The sequence below is a fragment of the Thiovibrio sp. JS02 genome (assembly GCF_053485635.1).
Genome location: NZ_CM130715.1, coordinates 246669 through 272417, shown reverse-complemented (window position 1 = coordinate 272417; position 25749 = coordinate 246669). Strand labels below are relative to the sequence as shown.

Annotated in this window: 29 protein-coding genes; 10 read left to right on the top strand and 19 right to left on the bottom strand. The window is 58.1% G+C overall.

What is annotated here, in order from left to right; all coding sequences use genetic code 11:
• Positions 1–55: 55 nt before the first annotated feature.
• Together ACUUL3_RS01305 and ACUUL3_RS01300 are read right to left on the bottom strand one after the other, a co-directional pair.
• A complete protein-coding gene (locus tag ACUUL3_RS01305) occupies positions 56–856 on the bottom strand; it encodes a DUF3786 domain-containing protein (RefSeq protein ID WP_448553847.1) in 801 nt (266 codons plus the stop codon).
• A gap of 91 nt (positions 857–947) precedes the next feature.
• Positions 948–1202: a DUF504 domain-containing protein gene (locus ACUUL3_RS01300; RefSeq protein ID WP_448553845.1), complete on the bottom strand. Its 255-nt coding sequence runs from the start codon at positions 1200–1202 to the stop codon at positions 948–950.
• Between the two features lie 427 nt (positions 1203–1629).
• On the opposite strand from ACUUL3_RS01300, the gene ACUUL3_RS01295 reads away from it, so the two are divergent.
• Genes ACUUL3_RS01295 through ACUUL3_RS01275 form a run of 5 tightly spaced genes read left to right on the top strand, consistent with a single transcriptional unit; the run spans position 1630 to position 4604 of the window.
• On the top strand, positions 1630–1899 hold the full coding sequence (locus ACUUL3_RS01295; RefSeq protein WP_448553843.1) for a type II toxin-antitoxin system Phd/YefM family antitoxin: 270 nt from the start codon (positions 1630–1632) through the stop codon (positions 1897–1899).
• A gap of 2 nt (positions 1900–1901) precedes the next feature.
• On the top strand, positions 1902–2210 hold the full coding sequence (locus ACUUL3_RS01290; protein WP_448553841.1) for a type II toxin-antitoxin system RelE/ParE family toxin: 309 nt from the start codon (positions 1902–1904) through the stop codon (positions 2208–2210).
• 55 nt (positions 2211–2265) lie between these two features.
• The gene (locus tag ACUUL3_RS01285) at positions 2266–3774 is read left to right on the top strand and encodes a hypothetical protein (protein ID WP_448553839.1); all 1509 of its coding nucleotides are present in this window, start codon (positions 2266–2268) and stop codon (positions 3772–3774) included.
• A gap of 36 nt (positions 3775–3810) precedes the next feature.
• Positions 3811–4236, top strand: coding sequence for a nucleotidyltransferase substrate binding protein (locus tag ACUUL3_RS01280; protein WP_448553837.1), 426 nt, complete (start codon positions 3811–3813; stop codon positions 4234–4236).
• Complete coding sequence (locus tag ACUUL3_RS01275) at positions 4233–4604, top strand: nucleotidyltransferase domain-containing protein (protein ID WP_448553836.1); 372 nt, start codon at positions 4233–4235, stop codon at positions 4602–4604. Before ACUUL3_RS01280 ends, ACUUL3_RS01275 begins: the two co-directional genes overlap by 4 nt.
• Before the next feature lie 154 nt (positions 4605–4758).
• Here ACUUL3_RS01275 and ACUUL3_RS01270 read toward each other — a convergent pair whose 3' ends face one another.
• From ACUUL3_RS01270 to nifH, 13 genes are all read right to left on the bottom strand, one after another.
• Positions 4759–5097, bottom strand: a complete 339-nt coding sequence (locus ACUUL3_RS01270) for a type II toxin-antitoxin system RelE family toxin (protein ID WP_448553833.1) — start codon at positions 5095–5097, stop codon at positions 4759–4761.
• Entirely contained in the window at positions 5084–5335 is a 252-nt protein-coding gene (locus ACUUL3_RS01265; RefSeq protein ID WP_423125048.1) for a type II toxin-antitoxin system prevent-host-death family antitoxin, read from the bottom strand. The genes ACUUL3_RS01270 and ACUUL3_RS01265 overlap by 14 nt, the downstream gene beginning before the upstream one ends.
• Before the next feature lie 213 nt (positions 5336–5548).
• A complete protein-coding gene (locus ACUUL3_RS01260) occupies positions 5549–5770 on the bottom strand; it encodes a Nif11-like leader peptide family natural product precursor (RefSeq protein ID WP_423125049.1) in 222 nt (73 codons plus the stop codon).
• A gap of 88 nt (positions 5771–5858) precedes the next feature.
• Positions 5859–6317 (bottom strand): hypothetical protein, encoded by a 459-nt coding sequence (locus ACUUL3_RS01255; RefSeq protein ID WP_448553831.1) that lies wholly within the window; start codon positions 6315–6317, stop codon positions 5859–5861.
• A 16-nt stretch (positions 6318–6333) separates the two neighbouring features.
• On the bottom strand, positions 6334–6783 hold the full coding sequence (locus tag ACUUL3_RS01250; RefSeq protein ID WP_448553829.1) for an N-acetyltransferase family protein: 450 nt from the start codon (positions 6781–6783) through the stop codon (positions 6334–6336).
• Between the two features lie 14 nt (positions 6784–6797).
• A complete protein-coding gene (locus tag ACUUL3_RS01245) occupies positions 6798–7097 on the bottom strand; it encodes a hypothetical protein (RefSeq protein WP_448553827.1) in 300 nt (99 codons plus the stop codon).
• 13 nt (positions 7098–7110) lie between these two features.
• Positions 7111–7416, bottom strand: coding sequence for a (2Fe-2S) ferredoxin domain-containing protein (locus tag ACUUL3_RS01240; RefSeq protein ID WP_448553825.1), 306 nt, complete (start codon positions 7414–7416; stop codon positions 7111–7113).
• Positions 7417–7444: 28 nt separating this feature from the next.
• Complete coding sequence (locus tag ACUUL3_RS01235) at positions 7445–8590, bottom strand: NifB/NifX family molybdenum-iron cluster-binding protein (protein WP_448553823.1); 1146 nt, start codon at positions 8588–8590, stop codon at positions 7445–7447.
• 119 nt (positions 8591–8709) lie between these two features.
• Positions 8710–10083, bottom strand: a complete 1374-nt coding sequence (gene nifK, locus ACUUL3_RS01230; RefSeq protein WP_448553821.1) for a nitrogenase molybdenum-iron protein subunit beta — start codon at positions 10081–10083, stop codon at positions 8710–8712.
• Positions 10084–10203: 120 nt separating this feature from the next.
• Entirely contained in the window at positions 10204–11844 is a 1641-nt protein-coding gene (nifD, locus tag ACUUL3_RS01225) for a nitrogenase molybdenum-iron protein alpha chain (RefSeq protein ID WP_448553819.1), read from the bottom strand.
• A 196-nt stretch (positions 11845–12040) separates the two neighbouring features.
• Positions 12041–12415 carry a P-II family nitrogen regulator gene (locus tag ACUUL3_RS01220; protein ID WP_448553817.1) on the bottom strand — a complete coding sequence of 125 codons (375 nt, stop codon included), beginning with the start codon at positions 12413–12415 and terminating at the stop codon, positions 12041–12043.
• Entirely contained in the window at positions 12412–12768 is a 357-nt protein-coding gene (locus ACUUL3_RS01215) for a P-II family nitrogen regulator (RefSeq protein WP_448553815.1), read from the bottom strand. Before ACUUL3_RS01215 ends, ACUUL3_RS01220 begins: the two co-directional genes overlap by 4 nt.
• 83 nt (positions 12769–12851) lie before the next feature.
• Positions 12852–13676: a nitrogenase iron protein gene (gene nifH / locus ACUUL3_RS01210; RefSeq protein WP_448553813.1), complete on the bottom strand. Its 825-nt coding sequence runs from the start codon at positions 13674–13676 to the stop codon at positions 12852–12854.
• A 469-nt stretch (positions 13677–14145) separates the two neighbouring features.
• Here nifH and nifA point away from each other — a divergent pair, with 469 nt between their 5' ends.
• Positions 14146–15753, top strand: coding sequence for a nif-specific transcriptional activator NifA (nifA, locus tag ACUUL3_RS01205; RefSeq protein WP_448553811.1), 1608 nt, complete (start codon positions 14146–14148; stop codon positions 15751–15753).
• Positions 15754–15930: 177 nt separating this feature from the next.
• Here nifA and ACUUL3_RS01200 read toward each other — a convergent pair whose 3' ends face one another.
• The 3 genes from ACUUL3_RS01200 to ACUUL3_RS01190 all read right to left on the bottom strand — a co-directional run bounded on the left by ACUUL3_RS01200 (position 15931) and on the right by ACUUL3_RS01190 (position 18495).
• The gene (locus ACUUL3_RS01200; protein ID WP_448553809.1) at positions 15931–16650 is read right to left on the bottom strand and encodes a type 1 glutamine amidotransferase; all 720 of its coding nucleotides are present in this window, start codon (positions 16648–16650) and stop codon (positions 15931–15933) included.
• A gap of 122 nt (positions 16651–16772) precedes the next feature.
• Complete coding sequence (locus ACUUL3_RS01195) at positions 16773–18104, bottom strand: ammonium transporter (protein ID WP_448553807.1); 1332 nt, start codon at positions 18102–18104, stop codon at positions 16773–16775.
• A 52-nt stretch (positions 18105–18156) separates the two neighbouring features.
• Positions 18157–18495, bottom strand: coding sequence for a P-II family nitrogen regulator (locus ACUUL3_RS01190; RefSeq protein ID WP_448553804.1), 339 nt, complete (start codon positions 18493–18495; stop codon positions 18157–18159).
• A 279-nt stretch (positions 18496–18774) separates the two neighbouring features.
• On the opposite strand from ACUUL3_RS01190, the gene ACUUL3_RS01185 reads away from it, so the two are divergent.
• The 4 genes from ACUUL3_RS01185 to ACUUL3_RS01170 all read left to right on the top strand — a co-directional run bounded on the left by ACUUL3_RS01185 (position 18775) and on the right by ACUUL3_RS01170 (position 24715).
• Positions 18775–20232 carry a dihydrolipoyl dehydrogenase family protein gene (locus ACUUL3_RS01185; RefSeq protein WP_448553802.1) on the top strand — a complete coding sequence of 486 codons (1458 nt, stop codon included), beginning with the start codon at positions 18775–18777 and terminating at the stop codon, positions 20230–20232.
• Between the two features lie 22 nt (positions 20233–20254).
• Complete coding sequence (locus ACUUL3_RS01180; protein ID WP_448553801.1) at positions 20255–21187, top strand: ribose-phosphate diphosphokinase; 933 nt, start codon at positions 20255–20257, stop codon at positions 21185–21187.
• Between the two features lie 68 nt (positions 21188–21255).
• Entirely contained in the window at positions 21256–21963 is a 708-nt protein-coding gene (aat, locus tag ACUUL3_RS01175; protein ID WP_448553799.1) for a leucyl/phenylalanyl-tRNA--protein transferase, read from the top strand.
• A gap of 103 nt (positions 21964–22066) precedes the next feature.
• Positions 22067–24715 (top strand): hybrid sensor histidine kinase/response regulator, encoded by a 2649-nt coding sequence (locus tag ACUUL3_RS01170; RefSeq protein ID WP_448553797.1) that lies wholly within the window; start codon positions 22067–22069, stop codon positions 24713–24715.
• Here ACUUL3_RS01170 and ACUUL3_RS01165 read toward each other — a convergent pair.
• Complete coding sequence (locus ACUUL3_RS01165) at positions 24657–25592, bottom strand: glutamate--tRNA ligase family protein (RefSeq protein WP_448553795.1); 936 nt, start codon at positions 25590–25592, stop codon at positions 24657–24659. The genes ACUUL3_RS01170 and ACUUL3_RS01165 overlap by 59 nt on opposite strands.
• Between the last annotated feature and the right edge of the window lie 157 nt (positions 25593–25749).

Genomic DNA, 25749 nt, shown 5'->3' with positions numbered 1-25749 from the left:
CCGGGCCATCCGGCACCGGCGGAAGCGGGACGAATGAGGGCGATGCTCCGAAATCTCACCGATGCCGTTCGGCTATTTTCGTGAACATCTGGACCAGCCCCGCGCAGACGGCGTAGAGCGCCCTGATGGGGAGATTCCGCTCGCAGCACTGGTCAAAAAGGATGGTGAGGGTTGAGGCCAGATCCCCCTCCGGGGCCTGGTAACAGATGAGAATGGGAACCTTGGGCAGGGGGTGAAGGATGAGGGCGATATCCGCTTCATACCAGTCGATGGTTCTCCCCATGAACAGATCGATGAGGTCCGCAAGCAACCCGGGATTTGCATCGGCCAGCCTCCTGAGGGGCTCCTCGCAGCGGCCGGCAAAGAGCCCCTGCCAGTCGAGACCTCCCTCGAATTCCCGAAAGGAGATCCACTTGCCGCTGATCTCGGCATGGGTCGGGTTGATGATGCAGGCGAGCAACGGCATCTGCACCCAGGGGATGATATGGCATTCGGAAGAAACCGCGCCGCTTGCATCCACCCAAAAATCCTTGCCCAGGGAATTGATCACCAGCCTGTTGTCCCTGACTGTGGCGCCGATCAACGGGGCCACGGCGGCAAAATCGACCCCGGCCATCTTTTTCCGCAGCTTTTCGACGGATTCCGCCTGCTCGCTCCCGGCTCCCGCTCCGCCTGGCTGCCCAGTCCCGTCCTGCCCGACCAGGGACGGATGGAGATCCGGACAGTCCGCGAGCCTCTTCCCTCCCCCGGCCACGGCCGCGGCAAAGGCCAGACAGGAAGGCAACAGGCACTTGCCACAGTTTGTCCGCGGCAGGATCTTGTAAATTTCAAGGGGATTACGAAGGGATTTCTGCACAATAACGGTTCCCGCGCAAAGGGGGCATGCCGGCGGCCAGGCTCGCCCATTTCCCGCAATAATACCCGAGCAGTGGGGAGTAGAGCAAGCCCTATCCGCGCCGTTGCCAGATCAGAACGCCGTTCCGGTACACCTCTCTTACGCGGTGCAGGGGAATCCGCTGGAAAATCCCTTCTTCATCCATGAGGAGAAAGGATGCCTTGTCCTCCGGAATAAAAACCAGATCGGCAAGGGGCCGCCGGACAACGGCGGCGGCAAGGCGGTCGTAATAGCCGACCTCAAAGACGGCGGCCCCGAACGCTTTGTCCCATTTGATACGACTGAGCAGTTTGTCGATAGGTTGCATGCCGCCCCCTTTCCTTGCCTGACCCGCACAATGCATTGTAGCGCAAAGCGGGCCGGAAAGGAAACAGGGCAATAGCGGAAGAAAATCAGCGCGGAACGCACTCCCGGCCAAAAGCCGCCACCTCTTCGCCGATGGCGAGGAAACGTGGCACATCTCCCGGGGCGGAGATTTTCGCTGATAGGTGTTGAGAAAGAGCAATAGGACCTACGCATTGTTGCGGTCAGCAAGAAGCTGGAGTCGGCCAATTCCCAGAGCCGTCGCCCGGCTGGACATGGCGGCGAGCAGATGCCCACCCCCCACCCGCTGGCCACCGCTGGGTTTGGAGAACAACATAAACGCAGTGGGATGATCCGGATTTTCGCTGTACAGCACTTTTGAGTGGTGCTACAATAAGTGCTGTTAATAGCCCCTCAAGGAGGACCATGTCATGAACACCAGATTTTCAGAGGATATCATCCCGTTAAGCGATCTGAAAGCAAACCCCGGCAAAGTCATACGGCATGTCTCCGAGGCGCATCGGCCTGTCCTGTTGACCAGCCGGGGACGAGGGGTGGCGGTGGTGCAGGATCTGCGGGATTATGAAAAGACCGAAGAGGAATGTTCTTTCATGCGGGCCGTGGTCAAGGGCATGGTGGAGCTGGATCAGGGACACGAAACACCCATTGACGAGGTGAAAAAACGGCTGGGACTGATCTAGAAATGGCCGGGACGATGCCCATAACCTTCGCGGAGTCTGCGGTTCAGGACCTGGAAGACCTTCTTGCCCATTATGCCGACCAGGAAATGGTGCAGGTCGGCAGCCGATTGGTCGCGGAAATTATCGCCGACATTGAGTTGCTGTCCAGCCAGCCACGCATGGGCCGCATGGTGCCGGAATTTGAGCAGGATTTCCTGCTGGAACTGATCCGGCCCCCTTTCCGGATTGTTTATCGTGTGGACAGAGATCTGGTGAGGATTGTCAGGGTGTGGCGCAGTAAAAGATTGCTCAAGTTGCCACAAGGCGATTGAGACTCGTGGTGCACTGTAGTTTGAATTCACTTCCGGTTGACAGAAATTAAGTATTATGTCCCCGGAATTCCCCCAAATACTTTTTGGCAGACGTGGCACAGGAAAGACGCACGTTCTCGGGTATCTATCGAACGAAATCCAACGACTGGGCGCCATTGCGATTCAACTCGACATGCGAACAATGGGGTCAACAGGAGGAATCTATTCAGACCCCAGACTTACCGTTGCTGAACGAGCAACACGGCTCCTCGTTGACTCTCTTTCTGTAATTCATGATCACATATTGACAGAGATACTAGAAAAAGCCGAGGAGTACGATTTGTCTATGCTCGGTCCTTTGCTTGACAAATTTATCGACGCAGCTACCAGCGTAGTAGTCGATGGAACTGTAGAAACGCAGGAGTCAGAGTCCTCTACCCGCATGTCTACAAATGGCATCAAAACGGATATTGGCATATCCCCACTTGAAATTCGGGGTTCGGTGAGCATGACCGCAGAGGACAGGGAGCAATCTGCGGAAGAACGGCGAACGAAAAAGGAAGGAAAGGAACGTTTGCGAGTATGCTTTGGCGCAGTTGGCCGTGAGCTCGAGAAACTTGTCCTTGCTTTACCGAAATCTCAACTATGGATTATTCTGGATGAATGGAGTGAAATCCCTCTTGATCTTCAGCCATATTTGGCCGATCTGCTTCGGCGCACCGTCCTTCCGATACGGGGAGTAACGGTTAAAATTGCGGCCATCGAACAACGTTGTCGCTTTCGCATTCCTGATACATTAATGGGGCATATCGGTATTGAAGTTGGAGCTGACGCCGCCACAAGTATCAACCTGGATGAGTTTCTAGTCTTCGATAACAATCCAGGCCTGGCCAAACAATTCTTTCGCGACCTTCTTCATCGGCACGTTCGTGCACTCATTGCAGTAACCAATGAAATGACTGTCACCGAATCTGCGCTTGAGTTTATCAATGGCACGTTCACACAGATGCCTGCATTTGAGGAATTTGTCCGATCCGCAGAAGGCGTACCACGCGATGCTATCAATATTATTGGCATTGCCGCACAGAAGGCTCTTGACAATACCATCTCAATTCCCAATGTTCGAGCTGCTGCTAGAACTTGGTACACTAGGGCAAAGCAACAAGCTGTTAGCAGCAAACCACTAGCTCAAAATCTGCTGAACTGGATTATTGACGAGGTTATTCAACACCGACAGGCGAGAGCCTTTCTTCTCGGCTCCGATGTCAAAGACGAACTGATTGATTTTTTATATGACGCACGTGTTCTTCACGTTATTAGGCAAGGCGTATCAGCCCAAGACGTGCCCGGTCGTCGCTTCAATGTTTACGCACTGGATTACGGTTGCTATGTCGACCTGATTAACACCTCTCGGGCACCAAAAGGACTTTTTGAGGCTGACATAGAGGGGACGGCCAGCTTTGTGGATGTTCCTCATACTGATTTCAGATCAATTAGACGAGCTATCCTTGATCTTAATCCTTTTTACACCAAGGGGAGCGAATCGGGGACGCCCATGATTCCATGCTGTTACCCACAACCATGACCGTCCCGCTTTCCCCCACACTGCAAGGAGTCCGAAGTGAAGGATATTCGCTGGAAACAGCGTTTTGACAATTACACCAATGCGTTGCAAACCCTCAGCAGGGCGGTGGAATTATCCAGACAGCGCGCTTTGTCGGAACTGGAACAGCAAGGGGTAATCCAGGGGTTTGAGTTTACCCACGAACTTGCCTGGAATGTGTTGAAGGATTATCTCGAAGAACAGGGATTTGTCGGCATCGTCGGTTCCAAAAATGCCACCCGGGAGGCCTTCAGGAACGGGCTGCTCGATGACGGGGAAACATGGATGGACATGATCAAGGCCCGCAACCTGGCCTTACACACCTACGATCCCCACATCGCGGAGGATGTTGCCAAAGACATTCTGACCCGGTTTCATCCCGCCTTTGTCGCAATGGCCCAACGCTTCGGCGCGCTTGCCAATCAGCCGGAAACCAGCCCATGAACCACGGCCTGCCATCGCAGACGGTGGAAAAAATCCACACTGTATTCAGCCGCTTTCCAGCCATCGAGAAAGCGGTTTTGTACGGTTCCCGCGCCAAGGGCACTTACAAGACCGGCTCGGACATTGACCTGACCCTGTACGGCGAGGCCCTGACCACGGCGGAACTTGGCGCCATCATCGAGGAACTTGACGACCTGCTGTTGCCCTACCAGATCGACCTTTCGATTTTTGAACAGATCGCCCATGCAAAACTGCGGGAGCATATCGAGCGCGTCGGGGTGGTGTTTTACGAGAAGGGGGCTGGCCGCGCAGCTGGTTCGGCAAAGGTCACGCCGGAACGCGCTGCACGACATGAAGGCAAGTCTTGAAAGGTAAGTTTACTACCGAGCCTTTTGCAAAATGATCAAAATACAAGCGGATCGTCATTCCGGCGGAAGCCGGAATCCAGTGTTTTCTGACAGTTGCGGCAAGGCTGGACCCCGGCTTTCGCCGGGGTGACGGATTTTGCAAGGCTCTACCGTATCATTTTTCCTGCTTACCCAAGAGCAGGCGCTCAACCGCTGACCGGTAAGCAGCCAGGTCTTCGCGTTTGTCGATGGACAGCACCAGCACGACCAGCACATCTTCCTCAACGCTATAGACCAAACGGTAGCCCTGCTTGCGCAATTTAATTTTGTAGCAATTACGCAGGTCGCCATGCAGGCGCGAGCCAGGCGGGCAGGGTTGTTCGAGACGCTTTTTGAGCGTTTTGCGCAACACCGCCTTGATGCTCCCGTCGAGACCGTCCCACTCCGCGAGTGCTTCCGGCATAAATTTGAGCCGGTACTTCGGGACACCAGGAGTGCCTTCAGATTTTGTCAATATCCACCTCGATGGCCGTGTCTTTGTGCGCCAGTCGGTGGCGGACAAGCTCAACCAGATCCAGATCGACCAACTTCTCGACCAAGGCTTCAAAAAGCTTGGGGGTGACCATATAGAAAGCGGGACGGTTGTGATTGAGCACCGCTACCGGCTTTTCGCCGGCGGAGCGCAGTACCTGCGCCGGGTTCTTCTTGAACTCGGACATGCTGATCGAGTAGTCGGCATAGATCGTATCCATACATTCCCTCCTTGAATTATCAGCTACAAATATAGCTCTGTTTATGATCATTTTCAAGGGGAAAAAGCCGCGCAGTCGCGCGGGTTGAGGCGCAATTCCATGCCCGCAATCCAAAAAGTAGGGGGCAGACATTTTCGTCTGCCCCCTTCGGGTCGTAACAGCCTCAACTCTTTTTTCCGGCAGACCTTGCAACTGGCCTGCCAGCCACAGCCCTTACACCCACCAGATCTGCCGCTTTGCCGGGTTGCCGTTTTTTTCAAAGACGTCGCCGGACTCCTTGAGCACCGCGTCAAGCTCCTCCACGGTGAAATGGTAGCCGTCTTCCGCGGCCAGGGCGACAAACTCCTCCCGGGTGCCGGGGACATCGTATTTGGCCCGCAAATGTTTATCTCCGCCGCCGGCAACAAGCAATGCCTCTACATCTTTTCTCGCCATGGTCGTTCTCCTTCTGAAAAATCAATATGGTGTACAATTAATATCCGTTGCCATCGCGGCGATGCAATGCCCGCGCTTCCCCGCGATTTCAACAATCGGCAACGGAGTTCATGATTCGCGACTGCACCTCTAGGGCCAGGGCGAGCATGCCGCCTATCTGCCCCATGGTCGGCGGGCTGATGGAGTAGCTCTCCATGTCGCAGATATCCTGAAATCTATCCAGCCTCTTGAGTTCTTCGCCAAGCCCCGCCAGTTCGCCGGGCAAGAACTCGTCAATGGCCTGCACCAGATCGTGCATGGTGTGGTTGTATGGCAGCTTGCCGCTTTTCATGAGCAAGGCCATGATCAATTTTTCAATGGCCATGGCCACCAGATTATACAGAATCGCGGTGGTGAAGGCCTCTTTCCGCTGGGCATGGGCATTGTTGGCCGTGGCCAGGAACTGATTGCCCTCCCGCAGAAACTCCTCCCACCCCTTGATGGATTCGCTGTTGGGAGCGGGAAACCCAGCCAGGTTGACAATTGCATCCTTGCGTGATTCCTGCATGATTCTCCCTCTTTACCTAGATTCGTCTGCGCAGGCAGATAAGCTCCGTGGACTGCCAGCCGAGCTTGCGATAAAATTCCAGGGCCGCCGCATTGTTCCGGTCGGCCAGGAGCTGTAGGCGCCCGATCTTTCTGGCCTCGGCCCACTGCTCCAGGGCTGCCAGCAATTCCCGCCCCACCCCTTTGCCTTGCCAGCCTTGAGCGACAACCACATCCTCCACCAGGAGGGCGAAGCCTCCCTCTGCCGTGGAGATGGTCAGTTGCCCGGAACACATGCCGATGACCCGCCCCGCTGCCTCGGCAACAATAAGAACCGCCGCCTCGTGGGCCAACAGCATCGCCAGCCCTTGACGCTGCCGGGCCGCATCAAAGTCGAAGTCCGCCTCGATGCAAAAAAGAATCCGGAGCAGATCCACCAACGCATCGAGGTCGTCAGGCCTGGCAGGTCGTATCACTGCGTGTGCCATGCTCCCCTCCCGGCTCAGCCACTGAATTCGATGCGGATGGAACCCTCTCCCTCCGGGGCCAGGGTGTAATGCCCCCCTCGGGTACATTGCATTGCAACATTGCGGGCGGCCTCCCGCAGTCGCCCTATATCGCCATGCACCGTGGCCTCGTCCGCCTCGCTGTTCACGTGGACCGTGATCTCCCGGTCGTTGCCGGTGAACTGGAGCAAAAAGGAGTTGTGCTCCAGAAAGACCAGATCATCATAGACATAGGAGATACCCATCCCCGCCGCCTCGACAATGGTTTTCACCACCCCCAGGGGTTTTAGACCCATGGCGTTTTCCTCCCTACGCGGAGATGAGATAGTCGGCGGCCGGCTCGCCATCCTCAAGGCCGTCCAGGATGGCGTCGATGGCCTCTTCGCTGTCCACGCCCTTGAACCACCAATTCTCCGGCTGGATCACCATGATGGGCCCGGAGTCGCATTGCTTGAGGCAGGTGGTGGCGCTGATCAGGCAGTCCAGCCCCCGGTCGAGTACCTCTTCTTCGATGTATTGCAGAAACCCTTCGGTCTGCTTGTGGCAAATGCCCTTCTTGTCGCCGGCAACCCGGAAGCTCTGACAAACGATGATCTGACGCGCTGGTATGGCCATTTTGAATCTCTCCTCTCTATGTTGAATACTATTTCTTGTTTTTTCCTTTCTTGCCGCCGCCGTAGAGCACATCCACCGTGCCCTCGACATTGTCCTCCAGCAACAGCACGGTCAGGCCGTGGCGGCCCAGGATATCCCGGGGCTTTTGCCCGGCGCTGGCGGCCAGAAGGACAAAACAATCATGTAAAATTTCCGCCACCTGCTCCCAGCGGCTGTCGCCGCTGCCGGGTTCGGGAAGATCCCTGGTCTCGAGCAGGCAGGCCAGGCCGTCTTCCCTTGGGCCGTAGATCAAGGCCTTGATGGCCTGACCGAAATGGAGATCGATATCCATGCCGTTGGCGCTGAGCACGGCCACATTGGGCCTGGCCGTGGTCGGCTTGGGCACGCCCAGGCCGCCTGCATCGACCGAGGGGATGCGCTCGCCTCGGACCGCCTGCTCCGGCAGACACACGACCGTGATGTATCGCGCCGCCTTTTTCGCCAGGGCCGCCATGGTCTCCTGCGAGGGCAGGGGCAGCTTTTCTTCCTTGTTCAGCCATCCCTTTCCGGGCAGCACACTCATGGACTCCGCGCCGAGACCGGAACCCCAGCGGGCGATCTCCTCGATCTCCTGGTCATTGCCCCCGACATACACCGTGGTCTGGACAAAAACCGCAATGCCTGCCGCTTTGCAGGCCGCGATTCCCTTGGCTTGCGCCTCGATCAGGATCTCGGCCGCTTCCGCCAGGGGGGTGTTCCGTTTGCCGGGCCGGATCCAGGTGTAGATTTTCTTGACTGCCTGGGGAGTGACCGCATCCACCAGCAGGGTAACCCTGGCAACTCCCTGCTCGGCCAACAGGCCGGCATGTTCGGCCAGGCCGAGGCCCAGGGTGGTTATGCCCAGGGGCAACCGGGAATACTGCTCCCGCAACACGGCCAGGATATCCTTGGTCATGGCCGGGGTGGCCAGAGGATCGCCTGGGCCATGGATATCCAACCCCCTGATCTCGTTTCCCTGGGCGAGCAGATCCGCGATCCAGGTGAGCGCGCCCCGGAGGGGCACCGCCTGGGGCAGCTTCTCCTCACCGCAAAAACGGAGACGGGCTGCGGCCTGGGGGGCCACCGGCAGGGGAAGCCACTCGGGAATCCTGTTGCCGCACCCTTGTTTGGTCTTGGGAAAATGGATAATGGTCACACCAGCCTCCGGAGTTCAGGGAAGACGCGGCGGGGGAAACACTTCCCCCGCCGACGCCATTTCATGATGGGGCCGGATTGCAATCCGGCCCCTGTTTTTCAACCCTGCAAAGCAGGGATCTACAGGACCAGCTCGAACTTCGACTCGGTGTCGTCGCGGTCTTTGCGGTCGAGCAAAACACCGAGGATCTTCTCCAGCAGCCTGAGGCCGCCCTTGTAGCCCACGGTGGGGAAGTACTGGTGCCCCTGCCGATCCAGGATGGGGAAGCCCCAGCGCACGTAGGGAATGTCCTCGTCCCGGGCGATATACTTGCAGTAGGTATTGCCGATGATCAGGTCCACCGGCTCGTTCTTGATCCACTGGTGGAGCAGGAACATGTCGCCCTGGGCCTTGACGTTGACCTTGCAGCCCATGTCTTTGGTGAGCTCCTTGATCCTTTTTTCAAACTTCTTGCCCGGGGTGCCGGTGACGATGTGGATCGGCTTCATATCCATGGAGACCAGAAACTCGGTCATGGCGATGAGCTGATCCGGATCGCCGACCAGGGCCACCTTCTTGCCGTAGAGATACTGGTGCATGTCCGAAATCATGTCCACCAGCTGCCCGCGCTCGTGGGCAATCTCCTCGGGAATGCTCACCCCGGCGATGGTCCGCAGGGCATCGATGAAACGATCCGTGGCCTTGAGGCCAAAGGGCATGTCCAATACCGAACAGGGAACCTTGTGCTGCTTGTCGAGCTCGCGGGCCGCATCGGCGGAACACCATTCCCCCAGGGCCAGGGTCCCTTTGGAATCCCCGGTGCTTTTCAGCTCGGCCACCGTGGTGCCGCCTTCCGGAAACATCTTGTACTCGCCGGAAAGCGGGCCGTTCAATACGCCGGAGGTGTCCGGGAAAAGGATGGTCTTTACCCCGATCATCCCGGTGATCCGCTTGATCTCCTCCATGTCGGCGGGCTCCACCCAGCCGGGGATGATGTTGACCTTGCCGTTCTTCTTCCCGGTTGATTCGGCCATCCCGGCCATGGCCTTGACCATGCTGGAAAAGCCGGTGACGTGCGATCCCGCGTAACTCGGGGTGGAAGCGCTGATCACATACCTGCCCTTGGGGATCTTTCCTTCCGCCGCCGCCTTTTTCTTGATCTGGGGCAGATCGTCGCCGATGGTCTCGGAGAGGCAGGTGGTGTGGATGGCTATCACCTCGGGGTTATAGACGGTGAATATATTATTGATGGCCTGCAGCATATTGGCCTGGCCGCCGAAAACCGAGGCCCCTTCCGTAAAAGAACTGGTGGAGGCGGAGACCGGCTCCTTGTAATGCCGGGTCAGGGCGGAGCGGTGATATGCGCAGCAACCCTGCGAGCCATGACTGTGCGGCAGGCATCCGTGGATGCCGAGGGACGCATACATGGCGCCGATGGGCTGGCAGGTCTTGGCCGGATTGATGGTCAGGGCCGTGCGCTCTGTTATTTCTTTCGGGGTATGTCGTAAGAGCATTGTTGTATCCTCAAGTAGTGAGTGAAGAATGAAGAGTGAAGAACGGGAAAACTCTCTTCGCCATCCTCCACTTTTCACTTTTCATTGTTAACCTTTCACTTCCAACCCGGCGCAGCCGCTTTACTCCCACACATAGGAGGCGGAGAGTTCCGGGTTCTTCTGCCAGGGGGCCTTCATGAAACCCCAGACCTTGGAGTTCACCAACCGGTCGATCTCCTTGTAGAAGTTGATCGCCCCATGGAAACCGGCATAGGGACCGCCGGAGTCATAGCTGTGCAGCTGCTTCATGGGCACGCCAAGTTTCTGGATGGAATATTTCTCCTTGATGCCTGCGCAAAAGATATCCGGCTTCATCAATTCGACGAGTTTCTCCGCTTCGTACTGGTTCAGATCGTCGATGATAAGCGTACCCTTGTCCATGTCCGCGGCCAGGCCGTCATAATGTTTGAACCTGTAGCCCGCCTTTTCGAGGGCCTTCATTTCCTTCTCGCTCTTGCGCGGCTTGAAACGGGTTGCGTCCGCCTCAACCTCGATCTCCTCGATGTTGCGGCTGTCCGCATCCACCTGGATATTGGGCAGCACCTGGCGACCTTCATAATCGTCCTGATGCCCGAACTCATAGCCCGCGGAGATGGTTTTCATCTTCAGCTCGTCAAAGAGTTCCTTGTAATGATGGGCCCGTGAGCCGCCGACAAACATCATCGCGGTCTTGCCTTCGGTCCGGGGGGTAATTTCGGCCAGGGCCGCTTCCACCCCGGGCATCTCCTCGGCGATGACCTTTTCCACCCTGTCGATGAGCTCCTTTTCGCCGAAATACCCGGCGATCTTGCGCAGACTCTTGGCCGTGGCCTTGGCGCCGATGAAATTCACCTTGACCCAGGGGATGCCGTATTTGGTCTCCATCATGTCCGCCACATAGTTGATGGAGCGGTGGCACATGACCGCATTGAGATCCGCGGTATGGGAGGAGGCGAACTGGTCATAGGTCGAGTTGCCGGAAAAGGTCGAGATGCAGGTGATCCCGCATTTCTTGAAGATCCGGTCGATCTCGAAACCGTCGCCGCCGATGTTGTACTCACCCAAAAGGTTGATCTTGTACTTGCCCGGTTTTACCTCGTCATTCTGCCCGACCAGATGTCGGAACACCTGATTGTTGGCGATGTGATGGCCCGCGGACTGGCTCACCCCTTTATACCCTTCGCAGGAAAAGGCATAGACGTTGCAATCGCCGAATTTCTCCTTCATGTTCTTGCTCACGGTGTGGATATCGTCGCCGATCAGCCCCACCGGACAGGTGGCGAACACGGCGATGGATTTGGGATGAAAGAGGTCGTAGGCCTCCTGGATCGCGGCAGCCAGCTTCTTTTCGCCGCCGAAGATGATGTCCTGCTCCTGCATGTCCGTGGAAAAGCAGTAGTTCATGTAGTTTTCCCCGTCCGGACCGGGATCGGTCTGGTTGCGGCGGGTCAGCCAGGCATAAAAACTACAGCCGATGGGACCGTGCACCAGATTGACGATATCGCGGGTCGGCCCCATGATAACGCCCTTGCAGCCGGCATAGGTGCAGCCGCGCATGGTGATGATGCCGGGAATGGTGCGCACGTTGGCGGTGAGCTCCGGAGTTTCGTTCTGCTGTGCCTCGTTGATCATGATCTGCTTGGCGCGTTTACGGGCCACCTTGGGCGGGTACTTCTCAAGGAGCGCCGACTTGACATCGGCAGGGGCCCACTGCACCAGCTTTTTCTTTGTTGCTGTTGCCATTGTATTTTCTCCTTATAACTATCCAGCATAATGCCGGAAACGGACGTAAATCACTGAACTGTAACTGTTCAGCAGTGCCCCAGATGCTAGGAAGAGGCCTGCGAAGTGTGCTGCCCGCACACGAACAGGCCGATGACAGCTAAACGAACGCAGTGAGACTGCGACGCAGATGGGGTGCTGCTGGATAGCTACCTCCCTATGAGATGGCCTTGAGGCCCGTCTCGCCTGTCCGGACCCGAACCGCGTCGCCAAGGGGCAGGACAAAAATCTTGCCGTCGCCAGGCATGCCGGTCTGATTCGTATTGATAATGGTCTCCACCACGCAGCCCACCATGGAGTCTTCCACGACCGCGGTGATCATCCGTTTCGGGTAGAGCTTACCCTTTTCACCCAAGAGAGCGGCTGCTTCCTCATGCCCACGCACCGCCCCTTCAAGGAGCGCCGGGCTGACAAATCCCACCCCGCGGCCTTGGGCCTCGTGGGCAAAGAAGGCGTCGACGCCGCAGTCGGTGAGGGCCTGCTTGGTCTGATTCATCATGTTTATGCGCACGATGGCGATGACCTCTTTCATGGCGCCACCCCTTCCGAGGCATAGGCGGTTTCCTTGACCCCGGAGCTGATGGTGTAGGACTCCTCCACTTCGGAAACGAAAATCTTGCCGTCGCCGAAGGCTCCCTTGCCGGCGGAGCGGGCCGTATTCATCACGGTTTCGATGAAATAATCCTTGTCCGCCGTGTTGATGACGCTCATCAGCATAACCTTGGGCAGCTCGTCGTAGGTAACCTCGCCGATCTTGATGCCGCGCTGCTTGCCGCGCCCGGCCACGGAATATTTGGTAACCGCCGGAAAGCCCGCCTCCATGAGGGAGGCAAGAACCTTGTCTGCTTTTTCCGGCCGGACAATTGCTCTAATCATAGTCAACATGGTGTTTCTCCATTGTGAGTAATGTTGTTCACTGCTGGTTTGGTTCAGCGAATAGCTGCAAGCGCGAAGCTGTCAGCCACCTTCTAGTTCATCAACCCGTAGTCCATCAGGAGCTTCTCAAGCTCCTCGATCTCCAGGGGGGTGGGGATGACAAAATTCTTGTTTTCGTCGATTGCCTTGGCCAGCCCGCGGTAGGCGTCCGCCTGCTTGACCTCGGGGTTCCACTCGAGAACGGTCTTCCGGTTGATCTCTGCCCGCTGCACGTCGTTGTCGCGGGGTACGAAGTAGATCATCTGGGTGCCGAGCTTTTTGGCGAATTCCGAGATCATCTCCTCTTCGTTGTCAACGGCGCGCGAGTTGCAGATGAGCCCGCCCAAACGCACGGAGCCGCTCTGGGCGAACTTCATGATGCCCTTGCTGATGTTGTTGGCCGCGTACATGGCCATCATCTCGCCGGAGACGACGATGTAGATTTCCTCCGCCTTGCCGTCGCGGATGGGCATGGCGAAGCCGCCGCACACCACGTCGCCCAAGACGTCGTAAAAGGCATAATCCAGGTTTTCGCTCTCTTCGTATGCGCCGAGGGATTCCAGCATATTGATGGAGGTGATGATGCCGCGGCCCGCGCAACCGACGCCTGGCTCGGGCCCGCCGGACTCGACGCACCATGTGCCGCCGTAGCCTTTTTTGCGGATATCGTCGAGCTCGACATCCTCGCCCTCCTCGCGCAGGGTATCGAGAACCGACTTCTGGGCCAGGCCGCCCAGCAGGAGCCGGGTCGAGTCCGCCTTGGGATCGCAGCCCACGACCATGACGTTTCTGCCCAATTCCACCAGACCGGCCACGGTGTTCTGGGTGGTTGTTGATTTGCCTATGCCGCCTTTTCCGTAAATTGCCACCTTGCGCATTGCTACTCCTCCTTGCTCTGTTATTGAATAGGTTTTCAAGTTCCCTTGTTGTTGGCTTGCGCTGCCGTTGCATACTCTTAACGCAAAGGGTATGCCAGAGGAGGAAAGAGAGGGACAATTTCAGAACAAATAATTGATTTTAATCATTTTATTTTAAACAGATCCCAAAAAACACGGTTTGACCCAAACTCCATTTTTGTAAACTTGGCTACAAAAATGGAGGAACATACGTTATTTACACTTATGTATAAAAATAATGGGCAAAACATAAAAAATTACATTTTTGGCATTGCAAAAACAGATGTCACTCGGTGCAGAAAATTAAATTTTACTTAAAAAACTGCATAGTTAAACAGCATACTTGTCATATAAGTTACATTTTTGAAGCAAAGGAATACTTATTGCAAATAATCCTACCATACGGCTACCACCCCAAAATAAGGAACCATTAACGAGACCGAACAGACCAATGACCCGACCGGACTACCCCACCGAACACCTGGAACTGCAGGCCCTTTACCAGATCAGCCAGCTGATCGGCTCGGCTCTGGACATCAACAAAACCCTCTCCGAGGTATTGCGCATCCTGCACGAAACCCTGCGCATGGAGCGGGCAACCCTGGTACTGCAGGAGGATAACGGCGAACAGCTCTCCATTGTTGCCTCATACGGCCTCAGCAAAGAGGAGGAACGGCGCGGCATCTACCGACCCAACGAGGGCGTTATCGGGCGGATCTTCCAGAGCGCCTACCCATTTGCCGTACCCGACATCCACAGCGAGCCGCTCTTCCTGAACCGCACCGGCGCCCGCGCCCATCTGCCCAAAGGGGAGATATCCTTCATCGGCGTCCCGGTAATGTTGCCCGAGGCGCCGGTGGGCGTGCTTTCCGTGGACCGCCTTTTCGGCCCGGAAATCTCCTTCGAGGAAGACATCCGCTTCCTCACTGTGGTCGCCATGCTGATCGCCCAGTTTCTACGCCTGCACAAGACGGTTTCCCACCGGCAGAAGGTTCTGGTGGAGGAAAACCTCCTGCTCAAAAAGGAACTGCGCAGCCGCTTCAGCCAGCACAACATCATCGGCCAGTGCAAGCGGATCCAGGATGTGTACAACTATATCGACAAGGTCGCCCCCAGCCGGGCCACGGCCCTGCTCCTTGGCGAGTCCGGCACCGGCAAGGAACTGGTTGCCCGGGCCATTCACCAGGCCAGCCCGAGGGCGGAAAAGTCATTCATCAAGATCAACTGCGCGGCCCTGCCAGAGAATCTGCTGGAAAGCGAACTGCTCGGCCACGAGAAGGGCGCCTTCACCGGCGCCATCGGCCTCAAAAAAGGGCGGTTCGAGCTGGCGGACGGCGGCACCCTTTTTCTCGACGAGGTGGGGGAGCTGCCCCTGGCGCTGCAGGCCAAACTTCTCCGGGTGCTCCAGGAGCAGATGTTCGAACGCCTGGGCGGCACCCAGACCATCAAGGTGAACGTAAGGATCATTGCCGCCACCAACCGCAGTCTGGAAGAGTGTGTCGAACAGGGGACCTTCCGGGCGGATCTTTTTTACCGCCTCAACGTGGTGCCCGTGGTTCTGCCGCCCCTCAGGGAACGCCGGGAGGACATCCCCCTGCTCCTTGACCATTTCCTGCGGGAAAGCAACCGCATGAACTCCCGCGACGTCCGCCTTTCTAGCCCGGTGGTCCAGTTGCTATGCGCCTACCACTGGCCGGGCAATGTCCGCGAACTGCAGAACCTCCTTGAACGCCTGGTGATCATGGCGGACAGCGACACCATTGTTTCGCAGGAACTGCCCAGTTATGTAACGGCGGCTCCCGAGACGACGGAGCCGAACGCCCCCTCCTGCCGCATGCCAACAGCCGGCGCCGGAAGAGCCGATACGGGACGGGAATCCCCCACCGCCATCGACAAACCAAAGTCCTTGCGGGATATGGAAAAGGAGGAATTGCTCACCGCCCTGAAAAGACACGGCTGGGTGCAGGCGAGAGCCGCCCGGGAGTTGGGGCTCACCCAGCGCCAGATGGGATACCGCATCAAAAAATTCGCCATCGCCCTCCCCCGCCTCACACCATGAACAGAACCAGGGCAGCGGCAAGGGCACGCGAGCGGACCGGCATGATGCCGTGATGGATCTGGTGGGCAGTTGACCAGCCCACCAAGCGGGAACGGAACCCGTCGTAGCACAAGGGACGACAAAAAGGGGAACACCCCCGTGACGAGGGCGATTGGAAGAAACGGGCAAGCCCGGCCCTCAGCGGACCAGGGCCAGATAATCGGAAAAAAACAGGTCAAAATCCTCGCCGACCTGGCTCTGGAGGCGCATCGCCTCCTGAAGCAGATCACCGGGCTTGACCACCAGGGAACGGAATGAAGCCAGCCACTGCCAGTCCTTTTCGAGCCACCGCGTGACATCTTCCGGCAAGGCGGCATGGTTGTCGAACTGCACTCCGAGAATATGGGGGCGCTGGGCCAGGGAAAAAGCCTCCACCTGGCACTGCTCCGAGGTGGCAAGCAGGGAGAGGTGTTTCGGCAACGGCTCCAGCACGGTCTGGCTGTGCCATTTAAAAAGGGGAAAAATCTTGCCAAGTCTGGCAAAGGCGGGATGCTCCCGGCCGTTGTGGGTCAGGTGGCCTTGCACGAAGCCGATGCTCGGCTTGAAGTTGGGGCCCACCGCGCCCCCCAGGGCCGAAGCCAACAGCTGATGACCGAGACAGAACCCCAGGATGGGCTTGTCCGCCGCGATCGCCCTCTTGATATAACGCTGCTCTTCGACAAGGAACGGATACTTCTCCTCCTGGCCGACATTGGGCGAGCCACCCAGGAGAATAATTCCGCTGTAGTCGCTGAAATCAGGGATCCAGTCCTGCCAGACCTTGACGATCTGGAAGTCAAGGCCGTGTAGTTCCGCCTGCCGCCAGAGCAGTCGGCCCGGCTCAGCCCAGGGCGTATGTTGCAGGATCAAAAACTTCACGGAAACAGCCCCCCTGATGCAAGTTTATCAAAACCGTGACCGCAGAATTCTTTCGGTACCGCGGAGAGCGGCGAGCCGAGGCGGGAGGCCATCGGCTCGCCAGATCCAGAGGCCGGGAAAAATCAGGCCTGCTTGGAACCCATCTGGAAATCGTAGTAGGAGTGACCACCGTGCTCGCTGATGTCGAGTCCCTCCATCTCCTCCTCTTCGGGAACCCGCAGGCCGATGACCGCCTTGATGATCTTGAAGAGGATGAAACAGGTGCCGAAGGACCAGACAAAGGCCGCGGCAATACCTGCCAGCTGTACGCCGACAATGCCGGCCGTGGCGCCTTCCATGTTGAAAAGGCCCGCGGCCAGGGTACCCCAGGCGCCGCAAACACCATGAACGGATACCGCGCCCACCGGGTCGTCCACCTTGATCCTGTCGAAGAAGAGAACGGAAAGCACCACAAGCAGGCCGGCAATGGCGCCGATCACGATGGAGCTGCCCGGGGTGACGTTGGCGCAGCCGGCGGTAATGCCGACCAGACCAGCCAGGGCACCGTTCAGGCTCATGCCGATCTCAGGCTTCTTGAAGATGAACCAGGAGGTGAGCATGGCCACGACACAGCCGGCGGCGGCGGCCAGGTTGGTATTGACAAAGATCATGGCGATATCCTTGTTGCCGGCCGTGGTGGACCCGGGGTTGAAACCGAACCAGCCGAGCCAGAGAATAAAGACGCCAACCGCTGCCATGGGAATATTGTGACCGGGGATGGCCCGGGGCTTCCCATCCTTCCCATATTTGCCGATCCTCGGCCCGAGGACGATGGCCCCGGCCAGGGCGGCCCAGCCGCCGATGGAATGGACCACGGTGGAGCCGGCGAAATCGATGAAGCCGAGCTTTTCCAGCCAGCCGCCGCCGTGAAAGAGGCTGCCCCATGCCCAGCTCCCGAAAACAGGATAGATAACCGCGGAAATCGCGGCGCTGTATACAAGGTAACTGACAAACTTGGTCCGCTCAGCCATGGCCCCGGAAACAATGGTGGCGGCGGTGGCGGCGAACACGCACTGGAACATCCAGAAGGCAAGAACCCAGGGATCACCGCCCACGGTGAAATCACTGAGCATGAAGCCGTCGGTGCCGAACCAGCCGGTGGTGGTGACGCCGAACATCAGGCCGAAGCCGACCAGCCAGAATGCCAGCGAACCCACGGCAAAATCCATGAGGTTCTTCATCATGATGTTGATGGAGTTCTTCGCCCTGGTAAAGCCGGCCTCCACCATGGCAAATCCCGCCTGCATGAAGAAGACCAGGGCGGCCGCCACCAGGGTCCAGACATAATCAAGATGGGTCTGCACCCCGCTGATGGCCTCGGCATTGCCCGCCACCGTGGGAACCGCTTCCTCCGCGCCCCAGCCGATGGTCGGGATGGCCAGCAGAACAAGAGCTAACAAAAATTTCTTTTTCATCTTTTCCTCCTTAAACAAATCTCACAGGCCTGCCCGGCCCTGATTAATCCCTTTAGATTGCTTCCTTTCCCGTTTCGCCGGTCCTGATCCGACAGACCGAATCCACCGGCAGGACAAAAATCTTGCCATCTCCGATCTTGCCGGTCTTGACACTGGCCACGATGGCGGCCACCACCTTGTCCACCATCTCGGCGGCGACCACGATCTCCACCTTCACCTTGGGTATGAAATCCACCACATATTCCGCGCCTCGGTAGATCTCCGTGTGCCCCTTTTGCCGGCCGAACCCTTTCACTTCCGTGATGGTCATCCCCTGAACGCCGAGCTCAGCCATGGCTGCTTTCAGGTCATCAAGCTTGAAGGGCTTGACTATCGCCTCGATCTTCTTCATTCCTCTTCCTCCTTTTGGCCTTATCATATGAAAACGTTCCACGCTCACCAGAGAGTGTGATACAATCTGATCACTGCCTTATCAAAGAATGTGCCAAACGCGAAAAAAAGAAAACCAAAGCACCCAACCCATTGATATAGAAGGAATTACCAAACGACAACACCCACAAGGCCCACCGCCCGCTCCAGCGACAAACAACATTTATGTAAAATAAAATTAGAAAACAAATGAATAAATATACATTTTTGTTAAAAAAACAGCCGCGGCAGGATCGCACCCGTGGGAACCTTTGATTTTGACCTCGGGGTCATCGGCGGAGGCGCGGCCGGACTGACTGTCACCTCCGGAGCCGCGCAACTCGGCGCAAAAACCCTGCTCATCGAAAGAGAGCCTCATCTGGGTGGAGACTGCCTCCATTATGGCTGTGTGCCCAGCAAGACCCTGATCAAAAGCGCCGCCGTCTACCACCTGCTCAAGAACAGCGGCGGATTCGGCCTGCCGCAACCGATTGTGCCGGCGGTGGACTTTCGACAGGTCCGGGAGCGAATCCGCTCTGTCATTGCCACGATCCAGCACCATGACTCTGTTGAACGATTTTGTAAACTGGGCGCAAAGGTCGAATTCGGAAATGCACATTTCCGTGATGAACACAGCGTGATGCTGAACGGCAGAAGTATCACGGCCAGGGCCTGGGTCATCGCCACCGGCTCATCCCCGGCCATTCCCAGCCTTGAGGGCCTCGCCCGCACCCCCTTCCTCACCAACCGGGAGATCTTCTCCCTCGAACGCCTGCCCGCCTCCATGATCGTCCTCGGCGCCGGCCCCATTGCCGTGGAATTGGCCCAGGCCTTCTCCCGCCTCGGCAGCCGGGTGACCATTGTCCAACGCAGCGGTCAGATTCTAAGCAAGGAGGACAAGGATCTTGCCGACGAACTCATGGCGGTGCTCGCCACGGAAGGCATCACCTTTCACTTGCATGCCACCCCGCTCCACTGTCGCGACCTGGGCCCGGAACGGGAACTCACCATCAGGGACACCTCCTCCGGCCGGAAGATCACCCTCAGGGCGGAGAGCCTCTTTGTCGCCCAGGGCCGCGCCGCCAACGTGGATGGCCTGGGCCTTGCGGCCATCGGCATCGCACACTCCACCAAGGGCATCACCGTCGACAACCGGCTCCGGGCCGGCCACAACCATATCTATGCAGCGGGCGATGTCACCGGCAGCCACCAGTTCACCCACGCCGCCGGCTACGAAGGGGGAGTGGTCATCGGCAACGCCATCCTCCATCTGCCCCGCAAAACAGACTACAGATGGCTGCCCTGGTGCACCTACACCGCACCGGAACTCGCTTCCATCGGCTATAATGAAAAACGTGCAAAAGAGGCGGGGATCAGCTATACGGTTTGGACGGAAGAATTTCTGGACAACGACCGGGCCAGGGCCGAGGGAGAAACGGCCGGCAGAATCAAGCTCCTCCTTGACGAAAAGGAAAGGCCGCTGGGCGTCCAGATCCTCGGGCCGCATGCCGGCGAACTGCTCGGGCCATGGGTTGCCGCCTTGAACGGCCGCGTGCGGCTATCCACCCTGGCGGCAGCCATGCACCCCTATCCGAGCTTGGGCGAAATCAACAAGAAGGTTGCCGGCGCCCATCTGGCCAGAAAACTTTTTTCCGCCAGGGTGCAAAAGGCGCTTTCCTTCTTCTTCAGCCTGCGGGGGCGCGCCTGCGAACCGGAGTAACTCCCCATTTCAAGGTTTTATCATGCAGAGTACCGATCGAGAAAATATCATCCTGGTCGCCAATGAGGCCTCCGGCGAATTTGCCCAAAAGGTTGCCGCGGAGCTGCGCATTCCCTTTCACCCGATGCAGAAGAAGTTTTTCAGCGACGGCGAGATCTACCATGCCTTTCCAGAGGATATCGCCGGCCGGGATCTGATCATCATCGGCGCGACCCCCAACGACGCGACCCATCAGGAACTCATCGACCTCATCGACGGGGCGCACCTGCTCAAGGCGCACACCGTCAACGTGGTGGTGCCCTACCTGGGCTATTCCACCATGGAGCAGGCAAAACCGGAGAGCCACGAGATCGCCAAGGGCATCACCCGCACCCGCCAGATATTCCGGGCCCATCCCGCCTTTGTCGCCTTCATCGACCTCCACTCCGAATCCGTGCTCCACGCCCACTGCGGCGGCATCCACACCACCAACATCCACACCAACGAACTGCTGGTAAAAAAAATCCGGGAGAGCAAACTGCGGGATTTCGTCCTCGTCTCCCCGGATTACGGCCGCAGCAAATGGGTGGCCCGGCTCGCCGATTTGCTCAAGGTGCCGCATACCGCGGCGGACAAGGACCGTTATGCCATGGACAAGACCATGGTCGGCCAGGTGGCCGGCGTGGTCAAAGGCAAGACCGCGGTCATTTGCGACGACATGATCCGCACCGGCGGCTCCATCATCCAGACCGCGGAACGCTGCAGGGATGCCGGCGCAACCGGGGTGATCCTCATCGCCACGCACCTGATCCTGGCCGGCAACGCCCGGGAAAAATTCAAGACCCACGGCATCGACAGGATCATCGGCGCCGACACCTTCCCCGGGGTCAAAAGCGACGAACTGCTCGATGTCTATACTGTGGCGCCACTGGTGGCCCGCTGCCTTGCCAAGCAGATCCGGATCAGCGAACAATGACGCACACGCCGCCGCGCAAATCGCCGACAGCGGTCATGATGCATTCTGTATTGCCCAGCTGAAGCCCGATGCCTGTTTTCCAACTCAGCGACGCCCTGCTCTTCCCGCCGCCAGAGCTTGCCCGGGCCGACGGCCTGCTCGCGGTGGGCGGCGATCTCTCGATCCCGCGCCTGCTCCTTGCCTACCAGCAGGGAATCTTCCCCTGGTATTCCCCCGGCGACCCCATCCTCTGGTGGGCGCCGGATCCCCGCCTGGTCCTGTTCCCCTCCGACTTCCACTGCTCGCGCCGCCTGGCCCGACTCATGCGGCAACAACCTTTCCAGGTGACCTTCGACACCGCCTTTGCGGCGGTTATCGGGCAATGCGCCAAGATCCGCGAAGAAAGCGGGGAAGGCACCTGGCTCGACCCGGCCATGATCGAAGCGTATTCCAACCTCCACGCCCTCGGCTACGCCCACTCGGTGGAATGCTGGCAGGGCGGCACACTGGTCGGCGGTCTGTACGGCGTTGCCCTGGGCGCGGCCTTTTTCGGAGAATCCATGTTCAGCCTGGAAAGCAACAGTTCAAAGATCGCCCTGGCGACCCTGGTGCAACAACTCAGCGACTGGGGCTTTGACCTGATCGACTGCCAGATCGGAACCGGTCACCTGCAGCGCATGGGGGCCAGCGAAATTCCGGGCTCGGAGTTTTTCCAGCGTCTGGCCCTGGCGATAAACAAACCTGGCCGGCAGGGGAGCTGGCGACAGACTTCTGTACGCCCCTCCTTTTTATCTTGACCCGCAACAAACTTTTTCCTCTCCTGCTCAAAAAATGTGTTATAAACAGAAAATTCCATACAGAGCGTCCCTTACGCCAACAGCCTGAACCGCCAGGAACTGCATGACAAGAAACAGCACAGAATCCGCAGCACAGCAGGATTTCAAGGCAGCCTTCCGGCGCTCCCTTCTCCTGAAATCCTCCCTTGGCCTCTTTGTCGTCAGCATTCTTCTTGTTCTCGCCTGCCTCCTCCCCCTCGCCGGCAAACTGAAAAACGAGCAGGAAAAAAGCCTTTTCTTTGCCGTCAGATCGCGCAGCGCCACGGTTGAGATCTTTCTTGAAAAGGCCATCGAGACCACCCGGCAGGTGACCAGCCGCACCCAAATTCGCAAGATGCTCGAAAAATACAACCGGGGGGAAATCTCCCATACTGAATTCGTCTCTTTTACCCGGCCAAAGCTTGAGGATGCCTTGAGCCTTTCGGAAAACGGAATTGCGGTCAGCCGCTTTGACGCCGGCAACAAGCTGATCGTTTCCGCCGGCCAGCCCATCCCTGCCAAATACTGGATTTTCCCGAACACCGATGAAGAGGTCGCCATCAAGGGACCGGAACTGATCGACGGCCAACCCTGCCTCATCGTCAGCGCACCCATTCTGACCAGGACCAATGAACGGGCCGGCACCGACATCGCGCTCTTTACCACCGAGAAAATCCAGGAGATCATCCAGGACACCTCCGGCCTCGGCAACACCGGAGAAATGATCCTTGGGCGCCTCGGGGAATCCGGGGCCATGAGTTTTTTCCCTTTGCGGACAAGCCACCACAGCCAGGAAGAGGATGAACTCTTTCACAGAAAAGAGCTCACCCAGGCCTTTGCCCTGGTAGCCCAGGGTGCGGAGAATGAGCTGCCGCTCCTGATACGCGAGGGGCATACCCTGAAAGTGGGGGATCGGGTGAAGAACACCAATTGGATCATCCTCTGCCGCATCGATAAGGAGGAGCTTTATTCCCCCATCAACACCCTCATCTTCGCCCTGGTCATCATCGTCACGGTTCTTCTGATTCTTGGCCTGATCGGGATGAACCGCCTGCTCAACCCCCTGGCCGACAAGGCCATTGTCCACAGCGAGAAACTCCAGCAGGAGTTGGCGGCCAAGCAGGAAGCCCTGCGACAGCGCGAAGAGTCGGACAGGGCGCTGAGCGAAGAAAAGGAGCAGCTTGCCGTCACCCTCCGCAGCATTGCCGACTGCGTAATCACCACCGATCCGGAGGAAAACATCGAGCTCTTCAACTGCGCCGCCGAGCAACTGCTGGGCTGCCCCCTGAACGAAGCCCATGGTAAATCCCTCCAGGAAATCCTGCCGATCTTTTCCAGCGCCGGCAACACCCCCATCCCGTCACCCTACAAGGAGGTCTTGAATGAATTCCAACCTGACGGCGCCGGCAGCAGCGTCCTCTTAAGGACAAAATCCGGCCGTGAGAAAAAGGTTACCATCGCCCACAGCCCGATGCGGAACGCCAGAAAAGATACCCTGGGCACGGTCTGGGTAATCCGCGATGTGACCGAACGGGAAAAATTTGAAAGTCATCTCCGGCAGACGCAGAAAATGGAGGCCATCGGCACCCTGGCCGCCGGCATTGCCCATGATTTCAACAACATCCTCACGGCAATCCTCGGCTTCAGCCAGCTTGTCCGTGCCTCGCTCAACAAAAAAGACAAGGAATACCAATGGCAGGAAGAGGTAATCCTGGCCACCCATCGGGCACAGGGGTTGGTGAAGCAGATCCTCACCTTCTGCCGGCAGACCGAACATGAAAAAAACGCCCTCGAACTGAGCCATGTGGTCAAGGAAGCGGTGAAACTGATCAGGGCGACAATTCCCGCCACCATCGAAATCAAACAGAATATCCGCTCCGGTTGCGGCCTGGTTCTGGCCGACCCCACCCAGATTCACCAGATCGTCATGAACCTCTGCACCAACGCCTTCCACGCCATGTCGAACACCTGCGGCACCCTGACCATTTCCCTGCAGACAACCAGGCTGGAGTCCGGCCTGCAGGGCCTTGGCGGGGAACTCGGCGCCGGGGACTATGTTCTTCTTGAAGTGGAGGATACCGGCCCGGGGATCGACCCGAGCATCATGGACAAAATCTTTGAGCCCTATTTCACCACCAAAGGGAAAGGGCAGGGTACAGGCCTGGGGCTTGCCGTGGTGCAGGGGATCGTCAAAAGCTGCGATGGCGCGATCACCGTTCACAGCGGCAATGGCGCCGGCACCACCTTCCGAATCTATTTTCCGACGGTGGCAGAGAGAACACCGGAACAGGCCCTCCTGCACGCCACGGCGGAAGCCCCCCCACCCCAGGGCAACGAACACATCCTGGTGGTGGATGACGAAAGATCGATTGCCGAACTGATCCGAGAAATTCTTGAAGACTGCGGCTACCGGGTGACCGCCCACACCGACCCGCATCTGGCGCTGGAAGCCTTTACCAGGGAGCCGCAGGGCTTTGACCTGCTGATCACCGACATCAGCATGCCGAAATTGACGGGCTATGAATTGGCCAAAAAGTGCAAAGCGGTTTCCGAAGATCTCCCCATTCTGCTCTGCACCGGCAACCACGAATTGGTGACGGAAAGACAGGTCCTGGATTTCAACTTCAATGCCTATATCAGCAAGCCACTGGTCACGGAGAAATTCGCCCTCACGGTCAGGAGACTTCTTGACGCGCCCTGCAGTAACACCATCCTCCCTCCGGAAGGGGATTAACGTTTTCCGCCTCGGCTCTCTCCTCCAGCAATCCCCGCAGATCCGCCAGGGTGCGCACCCGGCCCGGATCAAGACCGAGCAGGCGGCTTGCGGCCTGATAGACATCGCGGGGCCTGGCCCCTTGCCGGCGCATGGCGGCCAGGGACAATGCGTTGTCTGACTTCGACAGTTTCAGCCCCTCGGCGGAGATCAGCAGGGGGTGATGGTGAAAATCCACGCTCTGAAATGCCTGCGCGCCAAGGCGCTCGGCCAGATAGAGCTGGGCGGCCGTGGAGGTGCGCAGATCCTCCCCGCGGACAATGAGGTTGATCCCGTCGTCAAGGTCATCGGCCAGGCTGGCCAGCTGATAGGCGGGCAGATCATCCCGGCGCCAGAGGACAAAATCCCCCATCTCCCGGCAGAGCGCGATCACGGAGTCCCCGACCGCGACGAAAGTTCCTTCCGGCACCAGCATCCGCACCGCATGCTCCCCTGCCGGCGCTTGCCGCCTGTGCCGGCAGGTCCCGGGATAAAGCCCGGATGCCGCCCTGGCCCGGATCTCCTTCCGCGAACAGGCACAGGGAAAAACCACGGCGCAATCGCGCAGAGCCGCCAAAAGAGCGCGATAACGCGCAAGGCGGAGCAGTTGCGAATGACTGCGGCCGAAATCCGCCGGTCCACCCGGCCCCTCGTCCCAATCCAGCCCAAGCCATTGCAGCTGCACAAAGATATCCTCGATGAATTCTGGCTGGGTTCTCGCGCAGTCGGCATCGTCGATGCGCAACTTGAGACTGCCTCCGGCCCTTCGCACCAGAAGCCAGGTAAGGATAAAGTTCACGGCATTGCCGAGATGCAGAAAACCGCTGGGGGTGGGGGCTATGCGGGAACGGACGGACATGGCTGCCTGCCGGGGCAAGTGTAACGGGAAAAGGGAAAAAGGAATTGGCTCAATCCAGCGCGGAAAAACGAGCATGGCACCCATAACGGCTGCGACAGGAAAAGAGATTTGCGCTGGTTTATCATCGCCCCGGGCAACGCAAAACAACAACCACGGA

Bases quoted from the DNA above. Each gene is read 5' to 3' on its own strand.
- ACUUL3_RS01300 (WP_448553845.1), bottom strand. From the start codon at position 1,202: ATGCAACCTATCGACAAACTGCTCAGTCGTATCAAATGGGACAAAGCG.
- ACUUL3_RS01295 (WP_448553843.1), top strand. From the start codon at position 1,630: ATGAACACCAGATTTTCAGAGGATATCATCCCGTTAAGCGATCTGAAA.
- ACUUL3_RS01290 (WP_448553841.1), top strand. From the start codon at position 1,902: ATGGCCGGGACGATGCCCATAACCTTCGCGGAGTCTGCGGTTCAGGAC.
- ACUUL3_RS01285 (WP_448553839.1), top strand. From the start codon at position 2,266: ATGTCCCCGGAATTCCCCCAAATACTTTTTGGCAGACGTGGCACAGGA.
- ACUUL3_RS01275 (WP_448553836.1), top strand. From the start codon at position 4,233: ATGAACCACGGCCTGCCATCGCAGACGGTGGAAAAAATCCACACTGTA.
- ACUUL3_RS01265 (WP_423125048.1), bottom strand. From the start codon at position 5,335: ATGGATACGATCTATGCCGACTACTCGATCAGCATGTCCGAGTTCAAG.
- ACUUL3_RS01260 (WP_423125049.1), bottom strand. From the start codon at position 5,770: ATGGCGAGAAAAGATGTAGAGGCATTGCTTGTTGCCGGCGGCGGAGAT.
- ACUUL3_RS01255 (WP_448553831.1), bottom strand. From the start codon at position 6,317: ATGCAGGAATCACGCAAGGATGCAATTGTCAACCTGGCTGGGTTTCCC.
- ACUUL3_RS01250 (WP_448553829.1), bottom strand. From the start codon at position 6,783: ATGGCACACGCAGTGATACGACCTGCCAGGCCTGACGACCTCGATGCG.
- ACUUL3_RS01245 (WP_448553827.1), bottom strand. From the start codon at position 7,097: ATGGGTCTAAAACCCCTGGGGGTGGTGAAAACCATTGTCGAGGCGGCG.
- ACUUL3_RS01240 (WP_448553825.1), bottom strand. From the start codon at position 7,416: ATGGCCATACCAGCGCGTCAGATCATCGTTTGTCAGAGCTTCCGGGTT.
- nifK (WP_448553821.1), bottom strand. From the start codon at position 10,083: ATGCTCTTACGACATACCCCGAAAGAAATAACAGAGCGCACGGCCCTG.
- nifD (WP_448553819.1), bottom strand. From the start codon at position 11,844: ATGGCAACAGCAACAAAGAAAAAGCTGGTGCAGTGGGCCCCTGCCGAT.
- ACUUL3_RS01220 (WP_448553817.1), bottom strand. From the start codon at position 12,415: ATGAAAGAGGTCATCGCCATCGTGCGCATAAACATGATGAATCAGACC.
- ACUUL3_RS01215 (WP_448553815.1), bottom strand. From the start codon at position 12,768: ATGTTGACTATGATTAGAGCAATTGTCCGGCCGGAAAAAGCAGACAAG.
- nifH (WP_448553813.1), bottom strand. From the start codon at position 13,676: ATGCGCAAGGTGGCAATTTACGGAAAAGGCGGCATAGGCAAATCAACA.
- nifA (WP_448553811.1), top strand. From the start codon at position 14,146: ATGACCCGACCGGACTACCCCACCGAACACCTGGAACTGCAGGCCCTT.
- ACUUL3_RS01195 (WP_448553807.1), bottom strand. From the start codon at position 18,104: ATGAAAAAGAAATTTTTGTTAGCTCTTGTTCTGCTGGCCATCCCGACC.
- ACUUL3_RS01190 (WP_448553804.1), bottom strand. From the start codon at position 18,495: ATGAAGAAGATCGAGGCGATAGTCAAGCCCTTCAAGCTTGATGACCTG.
- ACUUL3_RS01180 (WP_448553801.1), top strand. From the start codon at position 20,255: ATGCAGAGTACCGATCGAGAAAATATCATCCTGGTCGCCAATGAGGCC.
- aat (WP_448553799.1), top strand. From the start codon at position 21,256: ATGCCTGTTTTCCAACTCAGCGACGCCCTGCTCTTCCCGCCGCCAGAG.
- ACUUL3_RS01170 (WP_448553797.1), top strand. From the start codon at position 22,067: ATGACAAGAAACAGCACAGAATCCGCAGCACAGCAGGATTTCAAGGCA.
- ACUUL3_RS01165 (WP_448553795.1), bottom strand. From the start codon at position 25,592: ATGTCCGTCCGTTCCCGCATAGCCCCCACCCCCAGCGGTTTTCTGCAT.